This window comes from Alkalicoccobacillus murimartini (assembly GCF_030813245.1).
In the GTDB taxonomy this organism is placed as follows: domain Bacteria; phylum Bacillota; class Bacilli; order Bacillales; family Bacillaceae_D; genus Alkalicoccobacillus; species Alkalicoccobacillus murimartini.
On sequence record NZ_JAUSUA010000001.1, the window covers coordinates 807,643 to 831,967 of the forward strand.

The following is a 24,325-nucleotide window of genomic DNA, read 5'->3' on the forward strand; positions in this document are numbered from 1 at the left end:
GATTTTCCCTGTTATTATTTTTTGTTCATTCATATGAAAACCCTCCATATGGGAGGGTTCAAACTATGCTACATTATGCCCTAGGAGAGACTCTATTAACAACTCAATGTACTTGTTTCAAAAGGCTTTTATAATAAATATGTGTATAATTTGCGTAAAAATATATGTCATAAAAACTTTGTGAAAAGGATAGCCCTTTACAAAAATAATGGGTATCCTTTTTTCAAAATTAATAGCTCTTGCTCTTTATCCATTTAATCAAAAACTTCTTCGTTTCGTCTGCAGGAAAATACCACTTTGATCCTATCTTGAATTTTGGGAATCCAGATTCATAGAGAAATTCTTTTTGGATAGTAGTCCAGCACATGCAAGTGCGTCTTTCTAACTCTTTACGATCTCAAAATACTAAATCTGATTCGATCTGCTTCATTCGCTCTTCTAACTGCTCAAGATATAATTTCTTAGCTTCTACCTTATCAATTTAGACCTCGAACATATAAATCACTCCCCTTTAATATAACTTCTAAAATAAATGTTAAAAACCGCCATTGTAATACGAACATACATTTGTACATAATAAACATACTATCTTTTATTAGGAGGTTTATTATGCATCAAATGGATAGATTAAAAGAAGAGCAAGAGATGTTTCTGCGGCGTGGGAATTTATTGTGGGAAGGTAGCAGAATGATGTTGCCGGAACATAAAAAAGAGATAAGAAGTCAAACGAACGAGACAAACGTTGTGAGAAGCACGATCTTGATCCTGATGAGTTACAGGAGATCGGTTACGTTGTTATAAATGCGTTGAACCACACACATAATGTCGTCATTAACTACTGGGATGATTGGGCTTACAATGATGCTGTTGGGATAATTGCGAATGTGAGCAAAGACCAAAAACAAATTAAGCTTGAGACTGATGATGGTGAGTATGTTTACATTGAAGTTGACTGTCTTCGGAGTGTTGTAATTTTATGATGATGAGCAGTTTTGCGATATTACTATGTTCATGTTTTGTGACTGGCAAAGTGAGCTACCTTATTACGGATAAGTATAGAGTGTTTTAGTAATCGGAGTGTTAGCTGGTTTGTAATGCTGTGAATGATGCTGAAGCACTTCTTTTGCGTTGAGAGTGTAGTTGTACTCTTTGAGGTTGTGGCGATGGATGAGTGTGTGGTTGATGTTTTCTAAGTCTACATAGGTTTGGGATTTGTATGGCATGTAGCACCTCCTATATAAGAGGTTCTTTATTATGATTAGATATCCTTCGACAGTTTTCTAAAGAATAATTAATGTATATTTATTTTATATTTTTATATTAACGGTGACCGCCGCCGTTGTTTCAATATTTTATTTACTTATTTGGCGGCCCCTAATCCTAAGTAGTAGCGATCAGGTCTTATTTTTAATAGATGAAGTTGAACAGTTGTAATAATAATTGAATTACAACGATTACTAATTCTTCATTCATTTGACCACCTCCTTTTAGTGGCAGTTTTATTATGTGCACTTCCAAAAAAATAATACAAAAAAGCCCTTCCAAATAGAGGGGTTTATGATTATGTGCTTAATACAACCGGTATTGTTTTAAGACATAAAATAAATATAACCCCCTCTGGAAAAAAATAAACCACCCAGTCGGACAGAACGAAACAAACGTTGGCAGGTGAAAAACAGAGAGAAAGCCAGGTATCAACGTAACCGCTCTACTGCTCGTAGCTTTATCCGTAATCAAGCCACACTGGAAGATCTCCAAGAGCTAGAGCAACTAATGGATAAGCGCTACGAAGAAATAAAAACAAGCCCTACTGATTAAGGTAGGGCTTGTTTTAAAAATTAAATACTATATAATGAAAATAAGAACACATGTTCCCGAAACAAATCTTAGATTATTTTGTCTATTATTGTCGAAATTCACATCACTTTTTCGAAATGCTGTATATTGGTATTTGTTAGAACAAATTACCCAATACAAAAGGAGTGCTTTAATGTGAATTTTTATTATTATAATGCTTTCATTACTTTGAATGGAGAGAAAACCAATATTCCGTTCTCTGATTTACTTATGAAGGTAGTAATTCTTGATGCTGGAGAAAAGTTCAAAGTAACTAGATACGGAGAATACTCTCTATTAAGAGCTAAATTACCTGAAAATAATCTGAAAGATATCAATGATGTTTCAACAGTATTTGCAGATTATAGAGAAAGAAAGCCTAAAGTTGGCGAAAAAAGAAGTAATAGAATTGATGATATTGAAGATGATGTTTTAGAGTACACTACTTTCTTTTATCAGAACACTAACAAACTCTTAATTATGCAGTATAATCACTATGGAGCTAAAATAAAACAATTCGAGTATTATCTTAACCGCTTCCTCCCTTCAGACCACATTAACAATTGGGGAGTCGAGATAATTGAAATTCCTGCACCAGTTGGTTTAGATGATGTTTTTAATTCAAATGAATTTAAATTTATTGATATAAAAATGGATGTATCAGTTTCCGAAAGTAAGAATATATATGATATTTCTAAGACACAACCTCGCTCGATTTCTGCCGATGTCTTAGGCAGTGTTAAAGATGCTCAAGAAAATCTAGGTGGTAATATAGCAAGCATTTATTTCGGAAACGGAAGAAAAAGAAGTAATTTAATCAATCCTGATGAAGCTAAAAAACTTCTCGCATCTTTAGATTTAGAATCTGATTTATATGTTTCAATAAAAGTAAAATATTTTAGTGAGAAACTGAAAAAGGTTCATGAACTTAATCTTAAAAACTCAGCTGTTCTTAAGAATGAGGTCTCAGTAGATGGTGACTCTTGGGAGGCTATTTCAGATGGTATAGAGATTGACTTTTATGAAAATGGAAGAATTGGTGAAAATAATGCGCGATCTTATCAGCTTATTTCAGCAGAGTTGCCCGACCTAGTAATTACTCCATATGAAGTAGAAACTGAAAAAAACGAAGAACCTAATAAATAAAATTGAGGTGGATGGCATGGATAACGAAAAAGATGATAATTTAAAAGATAGGATATACAATTTTTTAGAAAAGTATATTATTTTCATCTCTAACAGTGCCATCCTCTTTCTTCTAACCATTAATAAAATTTTGTTGATTACTACTTCAAATTACGGCTCTAATAAGTTTGATGAATTCTTTATTAAAACACTTGCTTCTACTCTAAATAATAAAGATGGTACATTAATTACTTTAGCTGCTGTTTTTATCGGTATTTACTTCACCATCTTTACTCTTTTAGGTAGTCTTAAAGTAGATTCTAGTTTCTCAATTTTAACTAAGGAAAATTTCGAAAAACTTATTATCTTTATTAGAAATGCTTTTATTGGCTCTTTTTTATATTTATTATATTCATTATTTATAATTGAAATATTAGAGCATTGGATAATAAACTTATTCGGTTTATTACTTCTTATTTATATGCTTTTAGGTGCATTAAGGTTTGGCACAATTATCTATATAATCTTTAATAAAGACGTTAAAAAATACTATAACAGTATTGAAGAGGCAAAAGTAGAAAAAAAGAATCAAGACTATATATTTAACGAATTAAAGATTTTTCTCGAAGAACAAAAAACAAAAAAACAAAATGAAAAAGCTATGATCTATAATAATTTATTAAAAAAGCAACAAGAAATTGATAAGCAACATGATAAAAAATAGGCCCCTTCAACCTGAGGGCACTGAAAAAGTATTATTAATGATTAAAAGAAGCTAACCACCTACGATATGTTGATGGTTAGTTTCTTTTAGTTTCTGAATATAGTGTTCTGTACTATGCAAATGAATGAAAAGCAGAGTTTTTTATTTATTTTAATTACTGCTCCCATGTATTCGCTCCTGCAATTCCATCAGAGGTGATCCTGCGAGATGATTGGAAATCACGTACAGCCTTTTCAGTACCTACCCCAAAATCACCATCAACCGCAAGCTTATAGCCATTAGCATTAAGCGCTGATTGTAACAGACGCACCCACCATTGATGCGTAGATCCGCGACGCAATGTGTTGGCAGCTCGTTTACTAATAGGTCCAAACTTGCCATCCGTATTGACTCCAGCAAAGTATTGATACACTTTGATTAGAGCTGTTTCTGTAAGTGGTCCAGAGACACCATCTACAACAAGTGGCTTGAAGTTTGCCTTTGTTGGATAGTCACGGCTATTTAAGAACGATTGTGCTGCTCTGATAGCTGGTGATCCAGTTGGTGTTGAAATAGAAGGTGCTGGTGCCGTCACCTGTTCACCTTTTGTCTCAGTTTGAACGATTTAAAAAAAGAGTACTTTCTTTTCGACAAGCCCATTAGAAAAGGAGGCTTCAGGACTAAAAAAGAAGCACTATCTGCAGCAGCTGAAATCGAAACTCAACTCAGGAGAGGTATCAACCCTCATTTGACATTAGAGCCTTTTGATAACTACTTTGAATCTTGGTACATAACGTATAGACCTAATATTACTGACAATACATTGTAATGATATGAATTGACCTTAAGTATTATAAAAAGTCAGTTTGGCAATAAACCAATTCAGCACATCAAAAAAAGAGAATATCAGATTTTTCTAAATGAATATGGTGCAAAATTTTCAAAAGCAAGTGCAAAAAAACTAAATGGACATATCCGAACTTGTGTAAGAGAAGCTATAGAAGAAGGAGTTATTCAAAGTGACTTTACAAATAAAATTATAGTGACGGGTAAGAACGAAAAATTCCAAGAAGAGAAACATCTTCATTACGATGAAAGTAAACAGCTATTAAAAGAAATTAACGCTAATCTCCATCAAGGAAAAGTCTATTATATTTTACTTTTAGGTCTAACAACCGGAATGAGGTTTGGTGAAATTATAGGTTTAAAAAGAGAGGATTTTAATTTTTTCAAAAGTACAATTTCAATAAATAAAACATGGGGGTATCTGACTAGAATGCACAATGGCTTTGGGCCAACTAAAAACGAAAAATCAAATAGAGTTATAAGAGTTGCTAAGCACGTAATGCAAGCTTTTAAGAAGCTATTTAAGGAAACACCCGAGAACATTCATCAACTCGTATTTTTTAGCTCTTCATCTAAGTATAAAGTTATCAGCAATTCCTACGCTAATAAAGTTCTTCGAAAACTGCTCAATTCGCTTTCTATAGAGAACCTTATTACGATGCATGGTTTAAGACACACACATGCAAGTGTATTACTCTATAAAAAAGTATCGCTACTTTATGTTGCAGAAAGACTTGGACATACAGATACAGAAATGACATCAAAAACTTATGCTCATATTTTGAAAGAATTAAGACAAGAAGATGAAGAAAAAACAGTTGAAATTTTCGAAGTAATGGCTAGCTAGGTGTATAAAATGTGTATAATAAATCTTTTTTTTACTCGTTTCTCATCTTAACGTTTTTTAAATACACTTCTTGAGAAACCTTAATATAGCAATAAAACTAAGGAAATGCAGTTTTATTATCGATGCTTACTTAAACCTAGTTATGCCCTAGGAGAGACTCGAACTCCCGACCTATGGTTTAGGAAACCAGTGCACTATCCGCTGTGCTACTAGGGCTGATTTTTATTGCATAATCTATATTATTGAATGATTAAGGATTTAGCAAGATTTGTGACTTTTATAATATAACGATTCGTGAACTGTAATGATATCAAGAGGAAGCGCCTGTTTACCAAGCCAATTCAAGAGTTTATCAAGCGCAAGAATCCTTCATAAAGAGAGATCCACCTTTTATAAAGATAGATCAGCTTTTACCAAGATGAAGGACTCACTACTAAGAGCTCTCTTGACTTTGCCAATAAAAAACTACATTTAGCAAGAACATCGATGATATGAAGCTGACTACTTAATACTTCCTAGATGAAAATATGATCAAGTACAGCAATCAAGAAAGATCTGGGCTTCTCAAAGAGGGATAATCATTTACCAAGCCCCCTCCTCTCCCCACTAAACACAAAAGAAGCAGACAACATCAGCTGCCCACTCCCTCTTCTAATTAAACTCTAAATCTCAAGCTCCAGCTTCACCGGACAATGATCACTACCGTAGATATGTGAGTCAATTCCTGCATCCTTTATCTTTTCTTCCAATTGCTTAGAGACAATAAAGTAGTCAATACGCCAGCCGATATTTCGTTCACGGACCTTAGCCATATACGACCACCATGTAAAGGCGTCATCGTGGTCTGGATAAAAGTAGCGGAAAGAATCTAAGTAACCGGCATCTAAAAGTCGGTTGAATTTCCCGCGTTCCTGATCGGTGAATCCAGCGTTCCCTATGTTTGCACGGTCATTGCGGACATCATTTGGTTGGTGAGCTACATTTAAGTCTCCACATAAAATAACGGGCTTGCTCTCTTCAAGTTGGCTTATATACCGACGCGCTGCCTCTTCCCAAAGCATGCGGTAGCCGAGACGCGTGAGATCTCTTTTAGCATTCGGTGTGTACATTGTGATGAGGTGAAATTCTTCATACTCTAATGTAATGACACGACCTTCAAGATCTTCAATTTCTTCGCCTAGTCCGTAGGTAACCGCAAGAGGTTCTTTTTTTGTGAAGATAGCTGTTCCGGAGTACCCTTTTTTCTCTGCATAGTTCCAATATTGATGATAGCCTTTTAAATCAAGTTCAATTTGTCCGGCTTGTAGCTTTGTTTCTTGTAAGCAGAAAAAGTCTGCTTCCTCCTCATGAAAATAATCTAAAAATCCTTTTTTGACGCAGGCACGAATACCATTTACGTTCCATGATATAAATTTCATACTTTCCCCCATAACGCTTCAAGCTAATCATTTGATGTTTTTCAACTACTCCATCATAATAAACAAAACCTACTTGGTCTACCTTTTGATTTTTGAGTTCTTTGAGCAAAAAACTTGAAAGGTCAGAAATGGTCAGGTATAATACGGTTATAATCAAAAAACACACAGGCAGTTCATTTGACGATGAGTTGCTTACGTTTTAAGATTAAGGTCAGACTTAGTCAGATCCTTTGATCTTTTATTTTTAGATCAAAGGTCAAAGTTAATCAAATTCTATTTTTAACCTTACTTAGGAGGAATGTATACATGAAATGTCAACATTGTCAGCAAAATGAGGCAGCAGTAGATGTGAAATTAATGATTAATAATCAGGCACGGGATATACACCTTTGTGGGGAATGCTTTCAATTGATGCAGCAACCATTAAATAATCAAGGTGGATCATTTGATGATCTGTTTAAACAATATTTTTCAAACCAACAAGGATCAAATGCATCATCTGGTGTACGACAAAAAGTACGTAAAGACAAAAATGCAGGCGATGGCTTCCTTGATCAATACGGAAGTAATTTAACCGCTCAAGCAAAGAATGGTCAAATCGACCCTGTCATTGGCCGTGCTGATGAAGTTGAACGTGTGATTCAAGTTTTGAGCCGTCGCACTAAAAACAACCCTATTTTGATTGGGGAAGCTGGAGTCGGTAAAACCGCAATTGCAGAGGGCTTAGCCCGTCGCATCGCAGAAGGATCTGTTCCTTTTAAAATGAAGGATAAGCAGATTTACAGCTTAGACCTTACCTCACTTGTAGCAGGTACTAGCTATCGTGGACAGTTTGAGGAGAATATTCAAAAGCTAATTCAAGAAGTTGAGCAACGAGAAGATGTCATTCTCTTTATGGATGAGATTCACATGATGGTTGGTGCAGGGGCTTCTGCAGAAGGAAGTATGGATGCTTCAAACATTCTAAAACCAGCTCTTGCTCGTGGTAAGTTCCAATTGATTGGGGCTACCACATTAAAAGAGTTCCGTCAGATCGAAAAAGATGCTGCGCTTGAGCGCCGCTTCCAGCCGGTCACTGTGAAAGAGCCAACACTTGAGCAAACGTTTGAAATCTTGCAAGGACTGCGACCAATCTATGAGTCATATCATCATGTCGCTTATTCAGATGAAGTACTTCGTGCAAGTGTTGCCTTGTCAGACCGGTACATTCAGGATCGGTTCTTACCTGACAAAGCGATTGATCTTTTAGATGAAGTTGGTTCTCGACTTTCCTTATCAGATGAGAATCAAGATAAAGAGCAAATTGAAGAACGCTTAACGAAGATTCGTGCAGAAAAACAACAAGCATCTGAAGTTGAGGACTATGAAAAAGCCGCCCTGCTTCGTCAAGAAGAACTCGTTCTTCTTGAACAGAAAGAGAAAGCTGGTGGAGCTGCTCTTGAAGTGACAGTTGAACTTCTTCAAGATATTATTGAAAAACGTACCGGCATTCCAGTACAAAAACTACAAAAAGCTGAGCAGCAAAAAATGAAAGACCTTGCCTCTCGTCTTGAAGGTCAAGTAATTGGCCAAGAAGAAGCTGTAGAGAAAGTAGCCAAAGCAGTTAAACGAAGCCGTGCTGGTTTAAAAGCAGCGAATCGTCCTATTAGCTTTATGTTCATCGGTCCAACTGGTGTAGGTAAAACGGAGTTAAGTAAAACACTCGCTGCAGAAGTCTTTGGTAGCCGAGATGCTATGATTCGTCTGGACATGAGTGAGTTTATGGAGAAACATTCTGTCTCTAAACTTATTGGTTCTCCTCCAGGATATGTTGGTCATGATGAAGGTGGACAATTAACTGAACAGGTTCGTCGTAAACCTTACAGCATTATCCTACTTGATGAGATTGAGAAGGCACACCCTGATGTACAGCATAGCTTCCTTCAAATTTTAGAGGATGGCCGTTTGACAGATAGTCAAGGTCGTGTGGTTTCATTCCAGGATACGATCATTATCATGACATCTAATGCGGGTGCAGGTGTTCAAAAAGCCGCCGTTGGTTTTAATGGTGGTCAAAGCAAAACACTTGGTATGCTTGAGGCTTTAAATGACTACTTCAAGCCAGAATTTTTGAATCGCTTTGATGGTCTCATTGAATTTAATCAACTTACTCAAGATCACTTAGTTGCAATTGTAGATGTGATGCTTGATGAGCTACGCGGCAGACTTGATGCTCAAAATATTCAAATGACAGTATCAGATGAGGCGAAACGCAAATTATCTGAACTAGGATATCACCCATCATTTGGTGCTAGACCGTTACGTCGCATTATTCAAGAAACCATTGAGGATGAGATTACGGAGTTTATTATTGATGATGAATCTCTTCAAGCGGTGGATGTAAAAGTCGAAAATGAAAAGCTCATAGTAGAAAAAGTGTAACCTAAACACAAAAAAACGCTAAGCCCTCGGATATGTCCGGCTTAGCGTTTTTTTAATTCTAGAAGTTTAGAGTAACGATTGTGCGCCATCCACATAAATTTCAGTTCCAGAAATATGTGATGAGTGGTCCGAGCATAAGAACCCAACGAGATCAGCAACTTGCTGCGGTTGACCCTGATCACCTAATGGAATTCCCCCATCTACGTAATCGATATGGGTACGGATCTCCTCCACATTATCTCGGATGTGTGTGTTATCTCCAATGTTTGTTTCAATGGCTCCAGGACATATTGCATTTACGCGTATTTTAAATCTCCCTAACTCTACTGCTGCCATTTTCATAAATGCTACCTGAGCTGCTTTTGAAGCACTATAGGCACTCATTCCTGCTCCAGTGTATCTTCGGTTTCCATTAATCGAGCTTGTAATGACGATGCTCCCACCTTGTTTCTTCAAATAAGGAATCGCAAATTTTGTTGTAAGAAACGTCCCTCTTAAATTAATCTGTAACGTCTGATCCCAATCACTTACTTCCATATGTTCGATCGCAGAGAACACACCATTGATTCCTGCATTCGCAAACACAGCTGTAATTTGATCATCCCACTCATGTTCCACTTGCTTAAAAGCTGCCTTTACCTCTTCTTCCTTCTGAACATCAACCTCAACAGCCAGGCCTTTTCCACCTGCCATTTCGATTTGTTCAACGGTTTCGAGCGCACTTTTCTCATTTAACTCAAATACTGCTACACGATATCCTTGCTTGGCTAACTGGATGGCTGACTGCTTTCCAATACCAGAACCACCACCCGTTACAATCGCAATTGGATTACCTTTTGTCTCTTCCATTTTCATTCTCCTTTATCATTCGATAGTATTATCTACCCTAACTACTCCTATAATCAAACCATTGTGATAGACCGGTTTATTGTAAGGACTAAGCTTTTACTGAATTTGCACCTGGATAATACAGGGTATTTATTGTACATTCTATCATTACTGATAGATATTCATACTCTTATATAGAAGATTTAGAAACCCTGATACATTCTAAAAGAATGACTCGTAAATTTCATCATTCTACATCACTCATTTATACCTATTACTTTTATATCAGAATTTAAATTAATTTGAATGATTTTGAAAAGGATAGCTTTATTTTTAATTACCGTTCACTATTTTTCGAAAATAAACGACATTTTTCAAATTGTAATCAAATTGTAATCTCATTAAAATCTCTCTGTTATTTAAGTACGTTAAGTTAGTAATTGTTAAAGAAAGTATAAAAGATTATCACATAGTGGTTTAAAAACATTCATTCGGAGGTACATAATATGTTTACAACTAAAAGAAAAGTTAAAGGGCTTGTTATTAAAACGAGCTTCGTAGTAGGACTAGCTTCTGCAGCAACGATCGCTGCTAACTCAAGTGCGTATGCCAATGTTGATATGAGTAAAGTCGTGGAAGAGGATAAAGCAGCTGAAGTACAACAATCTGTATCTGAACAAGCAGAAACGGAACCAGCAGTAGCTCAAGAAGAAACACAAAGCGTATCTACTTCAACGCTTAAACAAGGTCAATCTGGCGAATCTGTTAAAAACCTACAAGAAAAACTAGTTGACCACGGCTACAGCACAAATGGTGTTGATGGAATTTTTGGAGCTGGTACTGAAAGTGCTGTTCGTGAATTCCAAGCTGACAATGGTTTAGCTGTTGATGGTCTTGCAGGTCGTCAAACAATATCTGCACTTGGTGGACAAGCTACATCGTCAGCACCAGCAAGTTCAAATACAGCATCAGCAGATACATCATCTGAAAGCGAAACAGCTTCTGTTTCAGAATCTACTTCAACAGAAACTGCAACGGCTTCAGAGTCGACTGCGACTGCATCTGAAACCACGACAGTAAGTAACGAATCACAAGTGGCAGGAACTCAAGTTTCATCAAGCTATGGTTCTGTTATTGCTGCAGCACAAAGCCAAGTTGGCGCACCTTACAAATGGGGCGGTACAACACCAGCAGGATTTGATTGCAGTGGATTTATCAACTATGCGTTTAATCAACAAGGAATTAGCCTAGCGCGTACTGCACAAGGAATGTATGATTCTACTTCTAGCAAATCAAAATCAGACTTACAAGCTGGTGATCTAGTATTCTTCACGAATACGTATAGCGGTGCACCAACTGTATCTCACGCTGGTATTTATGTTGGCGGCGGACAATTTATTCACGCGAGCAGCAGCGGTGTTCAACAAAGTAACTTAAACAGCGGATACTGGAGCAACCATTATTATGGAGCTGGATCTGTTAACTAATTTACTCATCTAATAAAAAAGGAACGAAGGAATGATAGATTCCTTCGTTCCTTTTTTTTCTATTTAAAGCTTCACGAGTACTCTTCCTTTTACCTTACCTTCTAATATATCCGAAAATGTTTGATCTAATTGCTGTAATCCAATTTCGGCTACTAGTTCATCTTCTAACGATGTTGGCTTTAGATCACTCGCCAACCTTTGCCAAACTTGTTTTCTTAGTGGCATTGGGCATTGGACAGAATCAATCCCAAGCCAGTTTATTCCTCTACCAATGAATGGTCTTACATCCGTCTCCACTTCTAAGCCCCCAGCTAAGCCACTTGTTGCAACAGATGCTCCGTATGAAAGACTAGATAAAATGTACTGCGTTGTTTTACCACCAACTGGATCTACGGCACCAGCCCATTTTGACTTACGTATAGACTTATTTTCCTTATCAACGAGTTCATCCCGATGAATGATTTCAGTCGCCCCTAATTTCTTTAAATACTCATGTTCATGATCTTTGCCAGTTCCCGCAGTAACCTGGTAGCCTCGATTAGATAGCATATTCACTGCTAGACTTCCTACTCCTCCACTCGCGCCGACCACGAGCACTGGTCCTTGCTCAGGAGCAAGTCCATTCTTTTCAAGCTGCATGACGGATAAAGCCGCTGTAAAACCAGCTGTTCCTAAAATCATGGCTTCTCTAAGAGTTAACCCTTCAGGTTTTTCTACAACCCAATCAGCCGGAATTCTGGCCATTTCGCTAAATCCACCGTGATGCCCCGTACCAATACGATAACTGGTAGCAATCACTTCGTCTCCTTTACTGTATCTAGGGTCAGATGACTCAACAACAGTTCCCGCTAAATCAATTCCAGGTACTAGTGGTGTAAACTCCGCCAAATTCCCTGTATGACCAACTAAACCATCCTTATAGTTAACACTTGAATAAGCAACTTGAATAAGAACCTCCCCCTCGGGAAGCTGATCAACGGTCCATTCCTGGATGTTTGTTTGTACTGGTTTACTATTTTCTAGAACAAATGCTTTAAATGTATTCATATGCACACTCCTATCTTACGTTTCATCTCTACTATTTCCTTATTCATAAAATCATAAACATTATAAGTTTACATAATACTATTATCGTATTCCTGTTGAGACTTCAAAACAATCTAAGCTTGAAATCGGTGGATTCGGGTAATAATAGAGTAAGAAAGAGTATTAGTTATATGAGGGGATGATCAGCATGTATAATCAAGCAATTCTACTATACAACAACAAAGCAGGACAAGATGAAATTAGTGAACAACTAGGATATATTGCTGGTGAACTCCTACCTCTCGTTCATCAATTTACCTTTATTCAAACACTCGAGCAAGGTGAAGCAGAGAAAATATGTGCAGAAAAAGGTGCAGACACAGATCTACTTTTAATTTTAGGTGGAGATGGTACGGTACACGAATGTATAAATGGACTAATGAAGGTTGATCATACAGAACGGCCAAAGGTTGCTATTCTTCCCGGCGGTACGTGTAATGATTTCTCAAGGTCTCTTCAAGTACGTACCATCAAAGAAGCGGTTGAGGCTATTAAGTCAGGTGAATCTCAAAAGATTGATATCGGTGCTGCTAATGACCGCTATTTTTCAAACTTTATCGGGGTTGGTCTAATTACAGAAGCATCTCAAGCAAAAGAAGGTCATTTAAAAGAAAAATGGGGAAAGCTTGGCTATATTATGAGTGCCCTTCAATCTCTTAAAGATCCCTCCTCTTTTTCATATTCCATTCAGACCGAATCTGAATCGATTGATGGTGAAGCAGTGATGGTCTTAGCTATAAATGGCCACTATCTTGGTACAGCAGGATTATTTGTAGAAGATAACATCATGAATGATGGATTCATTGATCTCTATATATTAAAAGAGGCCGGCTTCTCTCTTTTAAAAAATGTATATAATAAATCTCGTTCGGAATCTGCAAAAGAATGGCTCTCAACTGCTGAGGATATTAAAGTCATTCGCACAAAATCCTTCAGCCTAAAAACAGCGGAACCACAGCTTGTTGACTCAGATGGAGAGCTATACATGGAAACACCCGTTGATATCTCAGTTCATAAGGAAGCCATTGAATTTCTATACTTACGTGAACAATAAAATTCTTTAATCACAATAAGAACCTAAAAATGACGTCATCAGACCATCATTTTTAGGTTCTTTTATTTATGTAAAATTAAAAACCCTAGAAATTCTGGATTCAACTGCTCTAACAAAAGGGTTCGTAGGTTATCTGGATCTAGTTCTCCGTTGTCGCTCACGAAAACGGGGTAACTGAAAAAGGATCGATATTTAGTGAGGAGTTCTCTTATAAATATAAAACTGAAGAAAAGTTTGGGATAAAAAGATCTAGGCAGACCAAAACGACGAATATTTCTACGAAGGAACATTCGGTTCGTCATTGTTTGATCAGAACAGTAGCGGAAGGAGAAACCGACGACTCCACTGGTGTGCGAACAAATCTACTTTAGCGATATCTTTTAATGTTCGTAATTTATTTAACAAGATTTGTTGTGTCCATCCTTTTACTTTGAAACATAGCTATTACCTGTCTCCCAAAATCGATAAGGATAATCACGTGCATCTCCACTGTTATCAATGCCAATGCGTTTGCCTACTGATATATCAGATGGTAGATCCCCTTCTATTACATAGAGTGACCCTTCATTAAGGGTTTGTCCGTAATGAGCCATCGTGATACCCATCGCTTTTGTCAGCTTACCAGGACCATTTGTAAGGACACGCCCTTGTCTCTCTGCGCCTCTTCTCTTTACCATCAAGTCTTCACCTTGCACTGGTTCTATGGCTCGAATTAGCACAGCTTCAGGGACATTCTCTCGATTGGACACAATATTAAACAAGCAATGTGTATGCATCACGTATGTATAGACAACCCCTGGAGCACCAAACATTATTTCTGTTCGTTTGGTCCTTCGTCCTCCAAAACTGTGGGCCGCTTGATCTTCTATTCCCAAATAGGCTTCCGTTTCAACGATTCGACCAATCGTTGTTCCCTCGTCACTTTCATGAACTAGTAAAGTACCTAGTAGTTGTTTAGCTAACATAAGGGTCGGCTGCTCGTAAAAAGCTTGATTCAGTTTTTTTCCCATTCGCTTACCTCCACCCGATGCTCAAGATACCCAACATATTTTGGACTCTCCAGTACCTCCATCATCTTTTTCTCTCCTCCTATGTTTTTCATTTTAACCTTATATACCCTTTCTGAAACGAAAAAAACAGAGTGCTGAATCACTCTGTTTTTAGAACGGCTTCTATTCATATTCTATATTATGCTTATCCATTAACCGTTCCAATTCGTCACGAAATTCTGTGTGTTCTTCAAATTCAATAAACAGTTCATCTGCTTCGTCTAACAGATCTTGATCTCCCTGATAATGACCCTCTACTTCTTTTTCCCCAGCTTCCCAATAGATTTCATTTCTTTCTAAATAAATCGCATGTAGGTTTTGTACTTCTTCTGTCTCTGGTTGTATGGCATGAAATTCTTCATAGTACTCATCAAGTTCAGGTTTTAAACTAGATTGATATTGCTCATAAAATTCCTCATCTGATAACTCATCTGTTTCGATATAAAAATCGTCCCATGCGGCGAAAACATCATCTTCAATAGGTAGGATGGTTTCATTCATGTAAAACTCTAAATCATCTCCGGCAGCCTCATTACTACCAAACAACCCACATCCACTAACTACTAAAAATAGTGGAATGCTTAAACAACTCAATACCAACTTCTTACTCTTCATTTAGCAAATCTCCTATTCTATAAGTGATGTATGTTACAAATTCTAGCATGAATCAACAAATCTTTGCAAAGACTAACATAGAAAAAACGTATGCTGAATCAGCATACGTTTTTCTTTACTACTAAATACTAAATTCTTCTGGAGAAAATACATGAACATGTTTTGGTTTGCTGTGTACTACATCATCAAGCCGAATCCCAAGTTCAGTAAATTCACTTTTCGGTAATTCAATATCAATCGTTTCCTCTTCATCGAGTTTAATAGCCTCTAAGAATACGATGGGACCTACAGACTGAATATGAACAATTTTGATCGGGAAGGAACCTTCCACACTCGTCCGATGAAGTTCCATTTGGTGAGGGCGAATATATCCTACAACATCTTGATTTTCAAGGTTAGCCCCGCCTTCTGTTCGTAGAGATACATTTCCAGTTTTTAAATTCCCTTGCTGTAGGCGGCCTTTAAATAAATTCACGTTGCCCAAGAAATCAAATACAAAAGGACTATTTGGGTTCTCATATACTTCATCAGGTGTACCTACCTGCTCAATTCGACCATGATTCATCACGACAATTCGATCGGCCACATCCATTGCTTCTTCTTGATCATGTGTGACAAAGATACTCGTTACATCAAATTGATTATGAAGATTACGTAACCAACGTCTTAGTTCTTTTCGTACTTTAGCATCCAATGCTCCAAAAGGTTCATCTAACAGAAGGACTTCAGGTTGGACGGCAAGCGCCCTAGCGAGAGCAACCCTTTGTCTTTGTCCACCAGAAAGTTGAGATGGGTATCGTTTTTGTAAACCATCTAATTTCACTAAACCTAGCAATTCATCTACCTTTAGTTGAATGTCTTTTTTACTTGGCCGTTTGTTACGAGGCCGAACTCTTAATCCGTACGAAATATTATCAGCTACAGTCATATGTGAGAATAAAGCATAATGCTGAAACACAAAGCCAACTTGCCTAGATATTGCATTCACATTGGTCATATCTTCCCCATTAAAATGAATCGAACCGGCAGAAGCTTTCTCTAGACCTGCAATGATACGTAATAGTGAGGTTTTACCTGAACCCGAAGGTCCAAGTAAAGCAATTAATTCTCCTTTTTTGATAGACAGTTTGATTTGTTCTAAAGCTTGAAAATCTCCAAACGACTTTGACACATCATTAATATCAATAGACACCCTACACACTCCTTACATCTGTGGACTTTTCCGTTCTACAATATTTTTAATCACTAGTGTGACAATAGCTAAGATCGACATCAGGGATGCTACGGCAAAAGCAGCTGTGAACATATATTCGTTATACAAAATCTCAACATGTAATGGCATAGTGTTCGTTAACCCTCGAATCTTACCTGATACGACTGACACTGCCCCAAACTCTCCAATCACTCGTGCATTACAGAGGATGACTCCGTATAGTAGTCCCCATTTGATATTTGGAAGCGTTACATGCCAAAAGGTTCTGAATCCATTCGCTCCAAGAGACAGTGAGGCTTCTTCCTCCGCTGTACCTTGTGCCTGCATTAACGGTATTAACTGTCGTGCGACAAAAGGAACCGTTACAAACATAGTAGCCAAAACGATCCCAGGTACCGCAAATATGATCTTAATATCGTTTGCTAACAGCCATTCTCCAAATAGTCCATGAACACTAAATAACAAGACAAAGACAAGACCCGCAATGACAGGTGAAACGGCAAAAGGTAAATCAATAAGGGTGATGATAAAGCTTCTACCTTTAAACTGGAATTTAGATAAAGCCCATGCAGCCATCACACCGAAAATTGTATTTAATGGTACAACTATTGCTACGGTTAACAATGTTAGTTTAATAGCTGATACAGCAGCTGGGTCTGTAATGGATTGAATATATACACTCCATCCTCCCTCAAATGCTCGTATAAAAATAGCAGTGAGTGGGAGGACTAAGACTAAAGCAAGAAACAGGAAAGATACAAAAAGTAAGGTCCATTTCACCCATGAACTGTCTTTCTTTCCTATAATCCTAGCATTAGGTTTAGCAGTTTGTAGTTCTGTACTCATGTAAGGCTCTCCTCCTCTTTATGTATGACGTTTAGATGCCCACCATTGAATGAGATTCATGATGAACAGAAGGAGAAAGGAAAATAGCAGCATGACAGCAGCAATGGCAGTAGCTCCCTCATAGTTAAACTGTTCAAGTTGAGTCATTATTAATAGAGGGGTGATCTCGGTTTTCATAGGCATATTGCCAGAAATAAAGACAACTGATCCATACTCACCTAATGCTCTTGCAAAGGCAAGCGAGATGCCAGACAGTAATGCTGGAAGCAGGACTGGAATAATTACTTTGGTAAATGTGTGAAAACCACTGGCTCCCAAACTTGCCGAAGCTTCCTCCCATTCTTTACTTAAATCTCTAAGAACTGGCTCAACCATACGTACAACAAAAGGAAGTCCAATAAACGTTAGCGCAGTCATCACTCCAAGTGGTGTAAAGGCTACTTTTATGCCAAGTAGGTCAAGGTATTGTCCAACCCATCCATCTGTTGTATAGATTGTCGTCAAGGCAATGCCAGCAACAGCTGTTGGCAATGCAAACGGCAAATCGATAAGTCCATCAATGATTCGTTTACCTGGAAAGCTATATCTTACAAGAACCCATGCAAGGATTAATCCAAATACTCCGTTAATTAGAGCCGCCGCTAAGGCAGCTCCGATACTAAGCTTATATGAGGCCACAACACGAGGGGCTGTGACCGTTTGCCAGAAGTCACTAAAGCCCATTGTGGATGTATTCAGAAAAATCATTGAAAGTGGGAGCAGGACAATGATCCCTAGGTACATCATGGTCATTCCAAGGGTAAGTGAAAAGCCTGGAATGATACTATCTTCTTTTATTCGAATTGTTCTCATACTGTCCTCCCATTACACGATTACTGCTCATAAATTTGGTCAAAGATACCGCCATCACTAAAATGTTTCTCTTGAGCCACTTGCCATCCTCCAAACACATCATCAATAGTAAACAAATTAATCTCTGGGAAGTAATCCTTATACTCCTCTAGAACCTCTTCGTTTCTTGGACGATAATAGTGTTCAGCTGCAACTCTTTGACCTTCATCCGTATAAAGATACTCAAGATATGCTTCCGCTACTTCTCTAGTTCCTTTACGGTCTACATTCTCATCAACAACCGCAACCGGTGGTTCTGTTAAGATACTTATGGATGGGGCCACAATATCAAATTGATCTTCTCCTAATTCTTCAGTGGAAAGAATGGCTTCGTTTTCCCAAGCTAAAAGCACATCGCCAATCCCCCGTTCAACAAATGAAGTTGTTGATCCTCTAGCACCTGAGTCGAGTACAGATACATTTTGATATAGGTCGCCAATGTATTCTTGGGCAGCTTCTTCAGTTCCATACTCCTCTAACGCCCAAGCCCATCCAGCTAAATAGTTCCAACGAGCTCCACCCGATGTTTTTGGATTTGGTGTCACAACCTCAATATCATCACGAATTAGATCATCCCAGTCGGTAATATTTTTAGGATTCCCCTCACGCACTAAAAACGTAATAGTTGAAGTATAAGGTGTGGAATTATCAGGAAGTCTTGATTGCCAATCTTCCGGGATCAAGTCGCGACTTTCGTGTAGAACATCAATATCGTAAGCAAGAGCCAAGGTTACTACATCGGCATCAAGTCCATCAATAACAGATCGTGCCTGACTACCTGAACCACCATGTGACTGATTAAAGGTAACCGTTTGACCCGTTTCTTCTTGCCAATGGTCCGCGAATACTTGGTTAAAGTCATCATATAGTTCTCGAGTTGGGTCATAGGATACATTTAGGATTTCAACAGGTTCTCCTGCTTCTCCAGCCGTTTCATCTCCAGACCCGCACGCACTCAATGCTCCTATCGCTGCTGCAAGTGATGTTAATCCAATCATTGTTTTCTTTTTAGATCGCTGGTTCAATCCAATCTCCCCCTATAATGTAATGTTCAATAAAAATCAAATAAGTGCGTGTTTTTTTGACGATAACCAGTTAATCAGTGAAAATCTTCATCGTAAAAATCTTGTTTTTTCCGTAGCATCAATTTGGGTGATTTGATCATTATGAATGGTTATTAGCACCGTGCCATACTTAATACTACTGATCTTTTTTTCAATCTCATCGATTTTAATAGGATCCTTTTGGGCCATGATTCAAATCCCTCCTTTCAATATATTATATTAAGTATAGTGGTTTACTAGGCTTTAAAGACAAAAAAAGAAAAGACCTCCACCAGAAAAAATGTTCTAGTAAAGGCCTTCGGTTGTCCGATCAGCTTTTATAATGTTTTATAGTCATATATTATCCATGCTTTTCCGATGTGTCAACTATATTTTGAGATTCTTTCAAATCCGTCCATTTTTCAGAGGTATAGGCCATCTCCCAAAAATTAAGCTCATATCTGCTACTTATCATAAAGTGTTCAAGCATTTGCTCTCTTTGTGCCACGGTTGATTGTTCTGCAATGCGATCCAATCTATGAATCTGTTCGAAGGTTAACTCTTTAAATTCATCACCACCATAAGCCTGAATCCAATCTCTATAGATAGGCTCTGTAGGTGCATATCCTTGAAGTTTCTCTCCGATCTCATAGTAGAGCCAATAACAAGGAAGTAAGGCAGCAATGGCATCTCCCGTATAACCATTGTACGCTGCTCGATACAAATGAGACGTATATGCATAGGCTGTTGGTGCTGGTTTGAATTGTTCTTTATCTTTCGAGGTAATCCCTAGTCGACCTGAAAATTCGCGATGAAGAGCCATTTCAGCTTCATAGGAACTTTGTGCATGAATGGCTAATCTGTTGGTTGTTTCAGGATCGACAGCTTTTGCTGCAGCAAGAGACTGAACACGTGCAAAGTGAGATAAATAATACGAATCTTGCATGACATAATATTTAAAACGAGAAAGAGGCAAACTTCCATCAGCTATCCCTCGAATAAATGGATGGTCAAAACTTTTTCTCCAAATTGAATCAGCCTCGTTGCGAATAAAAGACGTAAATGTCATCTAAAACAACTCCTTTTTCCATTTATGAATGGGTGTACCGTACATCCGTTATCTCAAACAATGGGAAGACATCTGCTAATACATACGTTCCAAACGGTGCTGCCACTAATACAATTAAAAAGATTGCATCAAAATACGATAGCCGCGTTTCATAGAAATAGGTTCTTTGTTTCACTTGCATAAACCGCTTTGCCTCCATCGCTACAGCGATACGTTGTGCTCTACGTATACTCTGAGCAAGTAATGGGACGGAGAAAAATGCAAGCTTCTTGTAGATGGATTTGATGCCTTTCTCAGGAACAGCCTGCCTAATAACTAAGGCATGTCGTAAGGTTTGAAACTCTTCAATCATAATGGGAATAATTCTGATAGAAGCTAAAAAGCTATATGCATATTTTGATGGTACTTTTAACTGCTGCATTAATGAATAAAATAGTAGAACAGGTTTTGTAGTCAACGCAAAAATCATTCCGAGTACAGCAAATGATAACGCGCGAAACCCTAAATGCACACCACGATAAAAGCTCTCCTCCGTTACGTGGAAAATGCCCCATTTAAACCACGTCGTATCACCTCGTCCAAAGAAAATCATGGAACTAGCAGAAGAAAAAAACACAAGAATAAAAGGCGCTGTGAAAATAAGAAGATAGCGCAATGGATGGCCAGAAAAAGCGAACAATAACATAGCGAATACAGCCGTAAGATAAACAAGATGAGATGGATTATGGATAAAGATCATATATGCAAACAAACAAATAGATAAAATTAATTTGACGCTTGGGTTTACATGAGTAATCCATGTATCCTTTGTAACATATAGAGCTGACACTAGTTATACACCTTCTTATCTTGACTCAACACTTCTTCCTGTAACATTTCATTCTGAACAGTCCATACTCTTGTAGCGAAATATTTGAGAATCTCCATGTCATGTGTAACCATAACAATGGCTATACCTCGCTCTCTACATTGTTCAATCATTTCTAATAAAGCAAATGTATTTTTAGCGTCCTGTCCAAATGTGGGTTCATCTAATAACAAAACAGTCTGGTTCTTTACAATAGCCGTAGCCACACTTAATCTTCTCTTTTGGCCAACAGATAGTTGATAAGGATGCTGATTCTCTTGTTGGCTTAAAGAGAACGATTGCAAACAGGTGCGTACGGTTTCTTGAATTGACTCTTCTGCCTTCTGTTCTCTTTTTAATGTAAAAGCAACTTCATCAAAAACACGATTGGTCACAAATTGATACTCTGGATTCTGAAAAACAAAGCCAATTGAATCACTTACTTGATCCTTTTTCTTTACTTGTGACTGATGGAGCAGATACGTACCTTTTGTGCGTAGTACATTCATTAAACCAAGTAGAAAAGTACTTTTCCCTGCTCCATTTTTCCCTGTAATACAAATCCAATCACCCGCAGAGATTTCGGCATCGGACACCGTTAATCGTACTTCTTTTCGACGTAAAACTTGATATTCATTCAGCTCGATTATAGGCTCTTCTTGAACGTCTTGTGGTGACCTTGTCCAAACTCTAGAGGCAGCATATTCTTCCCACACACCAGGAAACCAGATGCCGAACTCTCTTAATTTTTCTTTGTATGTTGTGAAAACTTGTTCAGTCGGACCATCAGCTATGACCTGACCTTCTGTATCAAGCACGATGACTCGTTCCACAAAATCGAGTACTTGATCGATCTTATGTTCAACAATAATGACAGTTTTGTTCTCCCCAATCGTTTGGATTGTATCCCAAATCTGCTCCGTACCCTCTGGATCGAGCATAGCTGTTGGCTCATCAAATACAAGTGTAGAAGGTTGAAGTGCGAGAACTGATGCAATAGCTAAGCGCTGTTTCATTCCTTGTGAAAGCTGAGATATTGGTATATGAACATCCTCAAATTCTAATCCCACTTGTTTTAGATAAGCTACAATCTGATGATCCATGTCCTTACGAGCTACTCCGAGATTTTCAAAGACAAATGCCAATTCTTCGTCTACATACGGCATACAGAATTGACTGTCAGGGTCCTGAAATACATAGCCCCACGAATCTGGTTGAATCAGTTCATCCGCCTTCAAAGGCAATTGAATGGCCTGTGGAACTAATCCTGTGAGTACCTGAAGGAGTGTAGACTTTCCACTTCCACTCGGTCCAAGAATAAGAACCTTCTCGCCCTTATTAATACTAAGTGATAGATCGTCAAATAATAATTTCCCACTTCCAGGAAAGGTTAATCGTAAATTTTTTACGGACGAAACAACTGAGTTCATTTACTTCCCCCATTTCTATTTTTCCAGTGTATCGAGATCTGATTTAGAAGAAGGCCTCAGTAAGTCCGTCACTCCGGTTTTTTCAAGAGCACGAACTAAATAATAAGCAAGCACACCGGCAATCAGAATACCACTCAACGTCCTGAGTACAAGAACCAGCGTTAAATTCCAGGTAGCAAGATCAGCCATATACCCTCTATTCCAATCCATTACAAAGGAACCTCCAGCAGATGCCGCTCCAGCTAATGAGGTTGTAAATAAGGAGAAGCTTTTGTAGAAAAATAACGCAAAAACAATCTCGGCTCCGAGTCCTTGCATCACCCCATATACTAAGACTTCCAACCCATACTGAGAACCAACAATAAATTCACCGGATGCCGCCGCGGTTTCGGCGATTAAAGCCACACCAGGCTTACGAATAATTAAAAAAGCAACAGTTGCTGCAATAAACCACATGCCATACATCAGTTCATTAATTTGCAAAGGAAAGAGCTTCAAGCTATCGTTTACTGGCCCCCACAATCTATAGACGATAGCAAATACTACAGCAATGATAACCGTGACCAAAATGTCTGTTAATGTTAATCGTTTCATCAAGTCATCCCTCTCGTTCATCATTTCCCTAGCGACTCCAAAAAAAGAAGCCACTCCAAAGTTGGAGTGGCTTCTTCGTTATTGTACACACTTGCCCATAAGCAAATCGTAAATGGAAGAGTCGACTCCACTTTCCTACGCTAGTATTATCTAGATCAGGTCAAGGGTTAAGGCAAAAGCCTCTCTCAGCATACGCGCCCCTAGTGGAAATAACGATATTTTGTTTTGTACGATTATAATTTAAACACAATCAGCAAGCCACGACAATACTTTTTCTAAATTCTTCTAACTTAAAGTTTTCAGAATCTCTACTATTTCCGTTAGATTCTTAATTTCATAGGTTGGTTGAACATCATTTGTGGACTGTTCATTCCGATTCACCCAAATTGAAGAGATACCAGCTCGCTCTGCCCCAAGGATATCTGTCATAAGGTTATCGCCAACCATGACAGCCTCATCCTTCTCAAGCTCCATTAACGAGAGAGCATGCTCAAATATGCCTTTATCAGGCTTACCTACTCCATATGCACCAGAAATCACAATGTGGTCAAAGTAAGGAACAAGCTCCGGTGTCAATTCAAGCTTAATATTCTGCAAATCAGGTGATCCATTTGTGATAAGCAACAATTGATACTTTTCCTTTAAATCATCAAGGACTTCAAACGTTTCTTCGTAAACAATAGGATTTTTGCGACGCTCTAAAGGAAAACGCTCAGATAATTCTTTAGCGAGGGTGGCATTCTCCACTCCGATTTTCTTCAGACCAAGCTCCCAAGAAGCATTACGATAGCCAGGAGCCAACTCTTTTAACTTTTGAAAATCTTCTTCTCGGTCTTGAAAATTCGCCCAGAGACCTTCAAATGGATTAATCCCAATTAACTTCGTGAACGGATAGGTTTCATAGGATGCATATAACTTTTTGGCCTCTTCGCGAACAGATTCCTCAAGTTCTTCCACATCTATACGATTGTCCTGTTCCTTAGCATATTCGCATGTAGCTGTGAAAGCCTTTTTCACACTCTTTTGATCCCATAAAAGGGTATCATCTAAATCAAAAAAAACAGCTTTTATCATCAA

25 protein-coding genes, 1 tRNA gene, 1 pseudogene and 1 riboswitch are annotated in these 24,325 nt (G+C 38.1%); of the genes and pseudogenes, 9 read left to right on the forward strand and 18 right to left on the reverse strand.

The window, feature by feature from the left end; genetic code table 11:
• Positions 1-609 precede the first annotated feature (609 nt).
• Positions 610-801: a hypothetical protein gene (locus J2S05_RS04330; protein WP_306980228.1), complete on the forward strand. Its 192-nt coding sequence runs from the start codon at positions 610-612 to the stop codon at positions 799-801.
• A pseudogene (locus J2S05_RS04335) lies at positions 780-980 on the forward strand (YolD-like family protein); the annotation flags it as partial. The gene J2S05_RS04330 and the pseudogene J2S05_RS04335, both read left to right, overlap by 22 nt.
• A 63-nt stretch (positions 981-1,043) precedes the next feature.
• Here J2S05_RS04335 and J2S05_RS04340 read toward each other — a convergent pair.
• Positions 1,044-1,223 (reverse strand): hypothetical protein, encoded by a 180-nt coding sequence (locus tag J2S05_RS04340; protein WP_306980230.1) that lies wholly within the window; start codon positions 1,221-1,223, stop codon positions 1,044-1,046.
• A 769-nt stretch (positions 1,224-1,992) separates the two neighbouring features.
• On the opposite strand from J2S05_RS04340, the gene J2S05_RS04345 reads away from it, so the two are divergent.
• Positions 1,993-2,982 carry a DUF6731 family protein gene (locus tag J2S05_RS04345; protein ID WP_306980232.1) on the forward strand — a complete coding sequence of 330 codons (990 nt, stop codon included), beginning with the start codon at positions 1,993-1,995 and terminating at the stop codon, positions 2,980-2,982.
• 16 nt (positions 2,983-2,998) lie between these two features.
• Complete coding sequence (locus J2S05_RS04350; protein ID WP_306980234.1) at positions 2,999-3,685, forward strand: hypothetical protein; 687 nt, start codon at positions 2,999-3,001, stop codon at positions 3,683-3,685.
• 154 nt (positions 3,686-3,839) lie between these two features.
• Here the strand turns inward: J2S05_RS04350 and J2S05_RS04355 are convergent, their stop codons facing one another.
• On the reverse strand, positions 3,840-4,259 hold the full coding sequence (locus J2S05_RS04355; RefSeq protein ID WP_306980236.1) for a peptidoglycan-binding domain-containing protein: 420 nt from the start codon (positions 4,257-4,259) through the stop codon (positions 3,840-3,842).
• Between the two features lie 21 nt (positions 4,260-4,280).
• Between J2S05_RS04355 and J2S05_RS04360 the strand changes: the two genes are divergently transcribed.
• On the forward strand, positions 4,281-4,493 hold the full coding sequence (locus tag J2S05_RS04360) for an Arm DNA-binding domain-containing protein (RefSeq protein ID WP_306980238.1): 213 nt from the start codon (positions 4,281-4,283) through the stop codon (positions 4,491-4,493).
• Positions 4,494-4,502: 9 nt separating this feature from the next.
• Positions 4,503-5,357 (forward strand): tyrosine-type recombinase/integrase, encoded by an 855-nt coding sequence (locus tag J2S05_RS04365; protein ID WP_306980240.1) that lies wholly within the window; start codon positions 4,503-4,505, stop codon positions 5,355-5,357.
• 143 nt (positions 5,358-5,500) lie between these two features.
• Here the strand turns inward: J2S05_RS04365 and J2S05_RS04370 are convergent.
• Both J2S05_RS04370 and J2S05_RS04375 read right to left on the reverse strand, forming a co-directional pair.
• A tRNA-Arg gene (locus J2S05_RS04370) sits at positions 5,501-5,573 on the reverse strand.
• Between the two features lie 446 nt (positions 5,574-6,019).
• Positions 6,020-6,775, reverse strand: coding sequence for an exodeoxyribonuclease III (locus J2S05_RS04375; RefSeq protein WP_306980242.1), 756 nt, complete (start codon positions 6,773-6,775; stop codon positions 6,020-6,022).
• 306 nt (positions 6,776-7,081) lie between these two features.
• Here J2S05_RS04375 and J2S05_RS04380 point away from each other — a divergent pair, with 306 nt between their 5' ends.
• Positions 7,082-9,196: an ATP-dependent Clp protease ATP-binding subunit gene (locus J2S05_RS04380; RefSeq protein WP_306980244.1), complete on the forward strand. Its 2,115-nt coding sequence runs from the start codon at positions 7,082-7,084 to the stop codon at positions 9,194-9,196.
• A gap of 66 nt (positions 9,197-9,262) precedes the next feature.
• On the opposite strand, the gene J2S05_RS04385 is transcribed toward J2S05_RS04380, so the two are convergent.
• Entirely contained in the window at positions 9,263-10,051 is a 789-nt protein-coding gene (locus J2S05_RS04385; RefSeq protein WP_306980246.1) for an SDR family oxidoreductase, read from the reverse strand.
• Between the two features lie 479 nt (positions 10,052-10,530).
• On the opposite strand from J2S05_RS04385, the gene J2S05_RS04390 reads away from it, so the two are divergent.
• On the forward strand, positions 10,531-11,511 hold the full coding sequence (locus tag J2S05_RS04390) for a C40 family peptidase (RefSeq protein ID WP_306980247.1): 981 nt from the start codon (positions 10,531-10,533) through the stop codon (positions 11,509-11,511).
• A 63-nt stretch (positions 11,512-11,574) separates the two neighbouring features.
• Here the strand turns inward: J2S05_RS04390 and J2S05_RS04395 are convergent, their stop codons facing one another.
• A complete protein-coding gene (locus J2S05_RS04395) occupies positions 11,575-12,558 on the reverse strand; it encodes an acrylyl-CoA reductase family protein (RefSeq protein WP_306980249.1) in 984 nt (327 codons plus the stop codon).
• Positions 12,559-12,745: 187 nt separating this feature from the next.
• Between J2S05_RS04395 and J2S05_RS04400 the strand changes: the two genes are divergently transcribed.
• Positions 12,746-13,651 carry a diacylglycerol/lipid kinase family protein gene (locus J2S05_RS04400; protein WP_306980251.1) on the forward strand — a complete coding sequence of 302 codons (906 nt, stop codon included), beginning with the start codon at positions 12,746-12,748 and terminating at the stop codon, positions 13,649-13,651.
• A gap of 425 nt (positions 13,652-14,076) precedes the next feature.
• On the opposite strand, the gene J2S05_RS04405 is transcribed toward J2S05_RS04400, so the two are convergent.
• The 12 genes from J2S05_RS04405 to J2S05_RS04460 form a co-directional block, all read right to left on the reverse strand.
• Entirely contained in the window at positions 14,077-14,661 is a 585-nt protein-coding gene (locus J2S05_RS04405) for a DNA-3-methyladenine glycosylase (RefSeq protein WP_306980253.1), read from the reverse strand.
• 162 nt (positions 14,662-14,823) lie between these two features.
• Positions 14,824-15,315: a hypothetical protein gene (locus J2S05_RS04410; protein WP_306980255.1), complete on the reverse strand. Its 492-nt coding sequence runs from the start codon at positions 15,313-15,315 to the stop codon at positions 14,824-14,826.
• 121 nt (positions 15,316-15,436) lie between these two features.
• On the reverse strand, positions 15,437-16,507 hold the full coding sequence (locus J2S05_RS04415; RefSeq protein ID WP_306980257.1) for a sulfate/molybdate ABC transporter ATP-binding protein: 1,071 nt from the start codon (positions 16,505-16,507) through the stop codon (positions 15,437-15,439).
• A 12-nt stretch (positions 16,508-16,519) separates the two neighbouring features.
• Positions 16,520-17,374 carry a sulfate ABC transporter permease subunit CysW gene (gene cysW / locus J2S05_RS04420; RefSeq protein ID WP_306980259.1) on the reverse strand — a complete coding sequence of 285 codons (855 nt, stop codon included), beginning with the start codon at positions 17,372-17,374 and terminating at the stop codon, positions 16,520-16,522.
• 18 nt (positions 17,375-17,392) lie between these two features.
• Positions 17,393-18,226, reverse strand: coding sequence for a sulfate ABC transporter permease subunit CysT (gene cysT / locus J2S05_RS04425; RefSeq protein WP_306980260.1), 834 nt, complete (start codon positions 18,224-18,226; stop codon positions 17,393-17,395).
• A gap of 20 nt (positions 18,227-18,246) precedes the next feature.
• Positions 18,247-19,290 (reverse strand): sulfate ABC transporter substrate-binding protein, encoded by a 1,044-nt coding sequence (locus tag J2S05_RS04430; RefSeq protein WP_370873600.1) that lies wholly within the window; start codon positions 19,288-19,290, stop codon positions 18,247-18,249.
• 87 nt (positions 19,291-19,377) lie between these two features.
• The gene (locus J2S05_RS04435; protein WP_306980263.1) at positions 19,378-19,518 is read right to left on the reverse strand and encodes a DUF2292 domain-containing protein; all 141 of its coding nucleotides are present in this window, start codon (positions 19,516-19,518) and stop codon (positions 19,378-19,380) included.
• A 151-nt stretch (positions 19,519-19,669) separates the two neighbouring features.
• Positions 19,670-20,377, reverse strand: coding sequence for a thiaminase II (gene tenA / locus J2S05_RS04440; protein ID WP_306980265.1), 708 nt, complete (start codon positions 20,375-20,377; stop codon positions 19,670-19,672).
• 22 nt (positions 20,378-20,399) lie between these two features.
• Positions 20,400-21,206, reverse strand: coding sequence for an energy-coupling factor transporter transmembrane component T family protein (locus J2S05_RS04445; RefSeq protein ID WP_306980267.1), 807 nt, complete (start codon positions 21,204-21,206; stop codon positions 20,400-20,402).
• On the reverse strand, positions 21,206-22,654 hold the full coding sequence (locus tag J2S05_RS04450; protein WP_306980269.1) for an ABC transporter ATP-binding protein: 1,449 nt from the start codon (positions 22,652-22,654) through the stop codon (positions 21,206-21,208). Before J2S05_RS04450 ends, J2S05_RS04445 begins: the two co-directional genes overlap by 1 nt.
• A gap of 15 nt (positions 22,655-22,669) precedes the next feature.
• Entirely contained in the window at positions 22,670-23,248 is a 579-nt protein-coding gene (locus J2S05_RS04455; RefSeq protein WP_306980271.1) for an ECF transporter S component, read from the reverse strand.
• Positions 23,249-23,363: 115 nt separating this feature from the next.
• Positions 23,364-23,460: riboswitch (TPP riboswitch) on the reverse strand.
• 73 nt (positions 23,461-23,533) lie between these two features.
• Positions 23,534-24,322 carry an HAD family hydrolase gene (locus J2S05_RS04460; protein WP_306980273.1) on the reverse strand — a complete coding sequence of 263 codons (789 nt, stop codon included), beginning with the start codon at positions 24,320-24,322 and terminating at the stop codon, positions 23,534-23,536.
• Positions 24,323-24,325 lie beyond the last annotated feature (3 nt).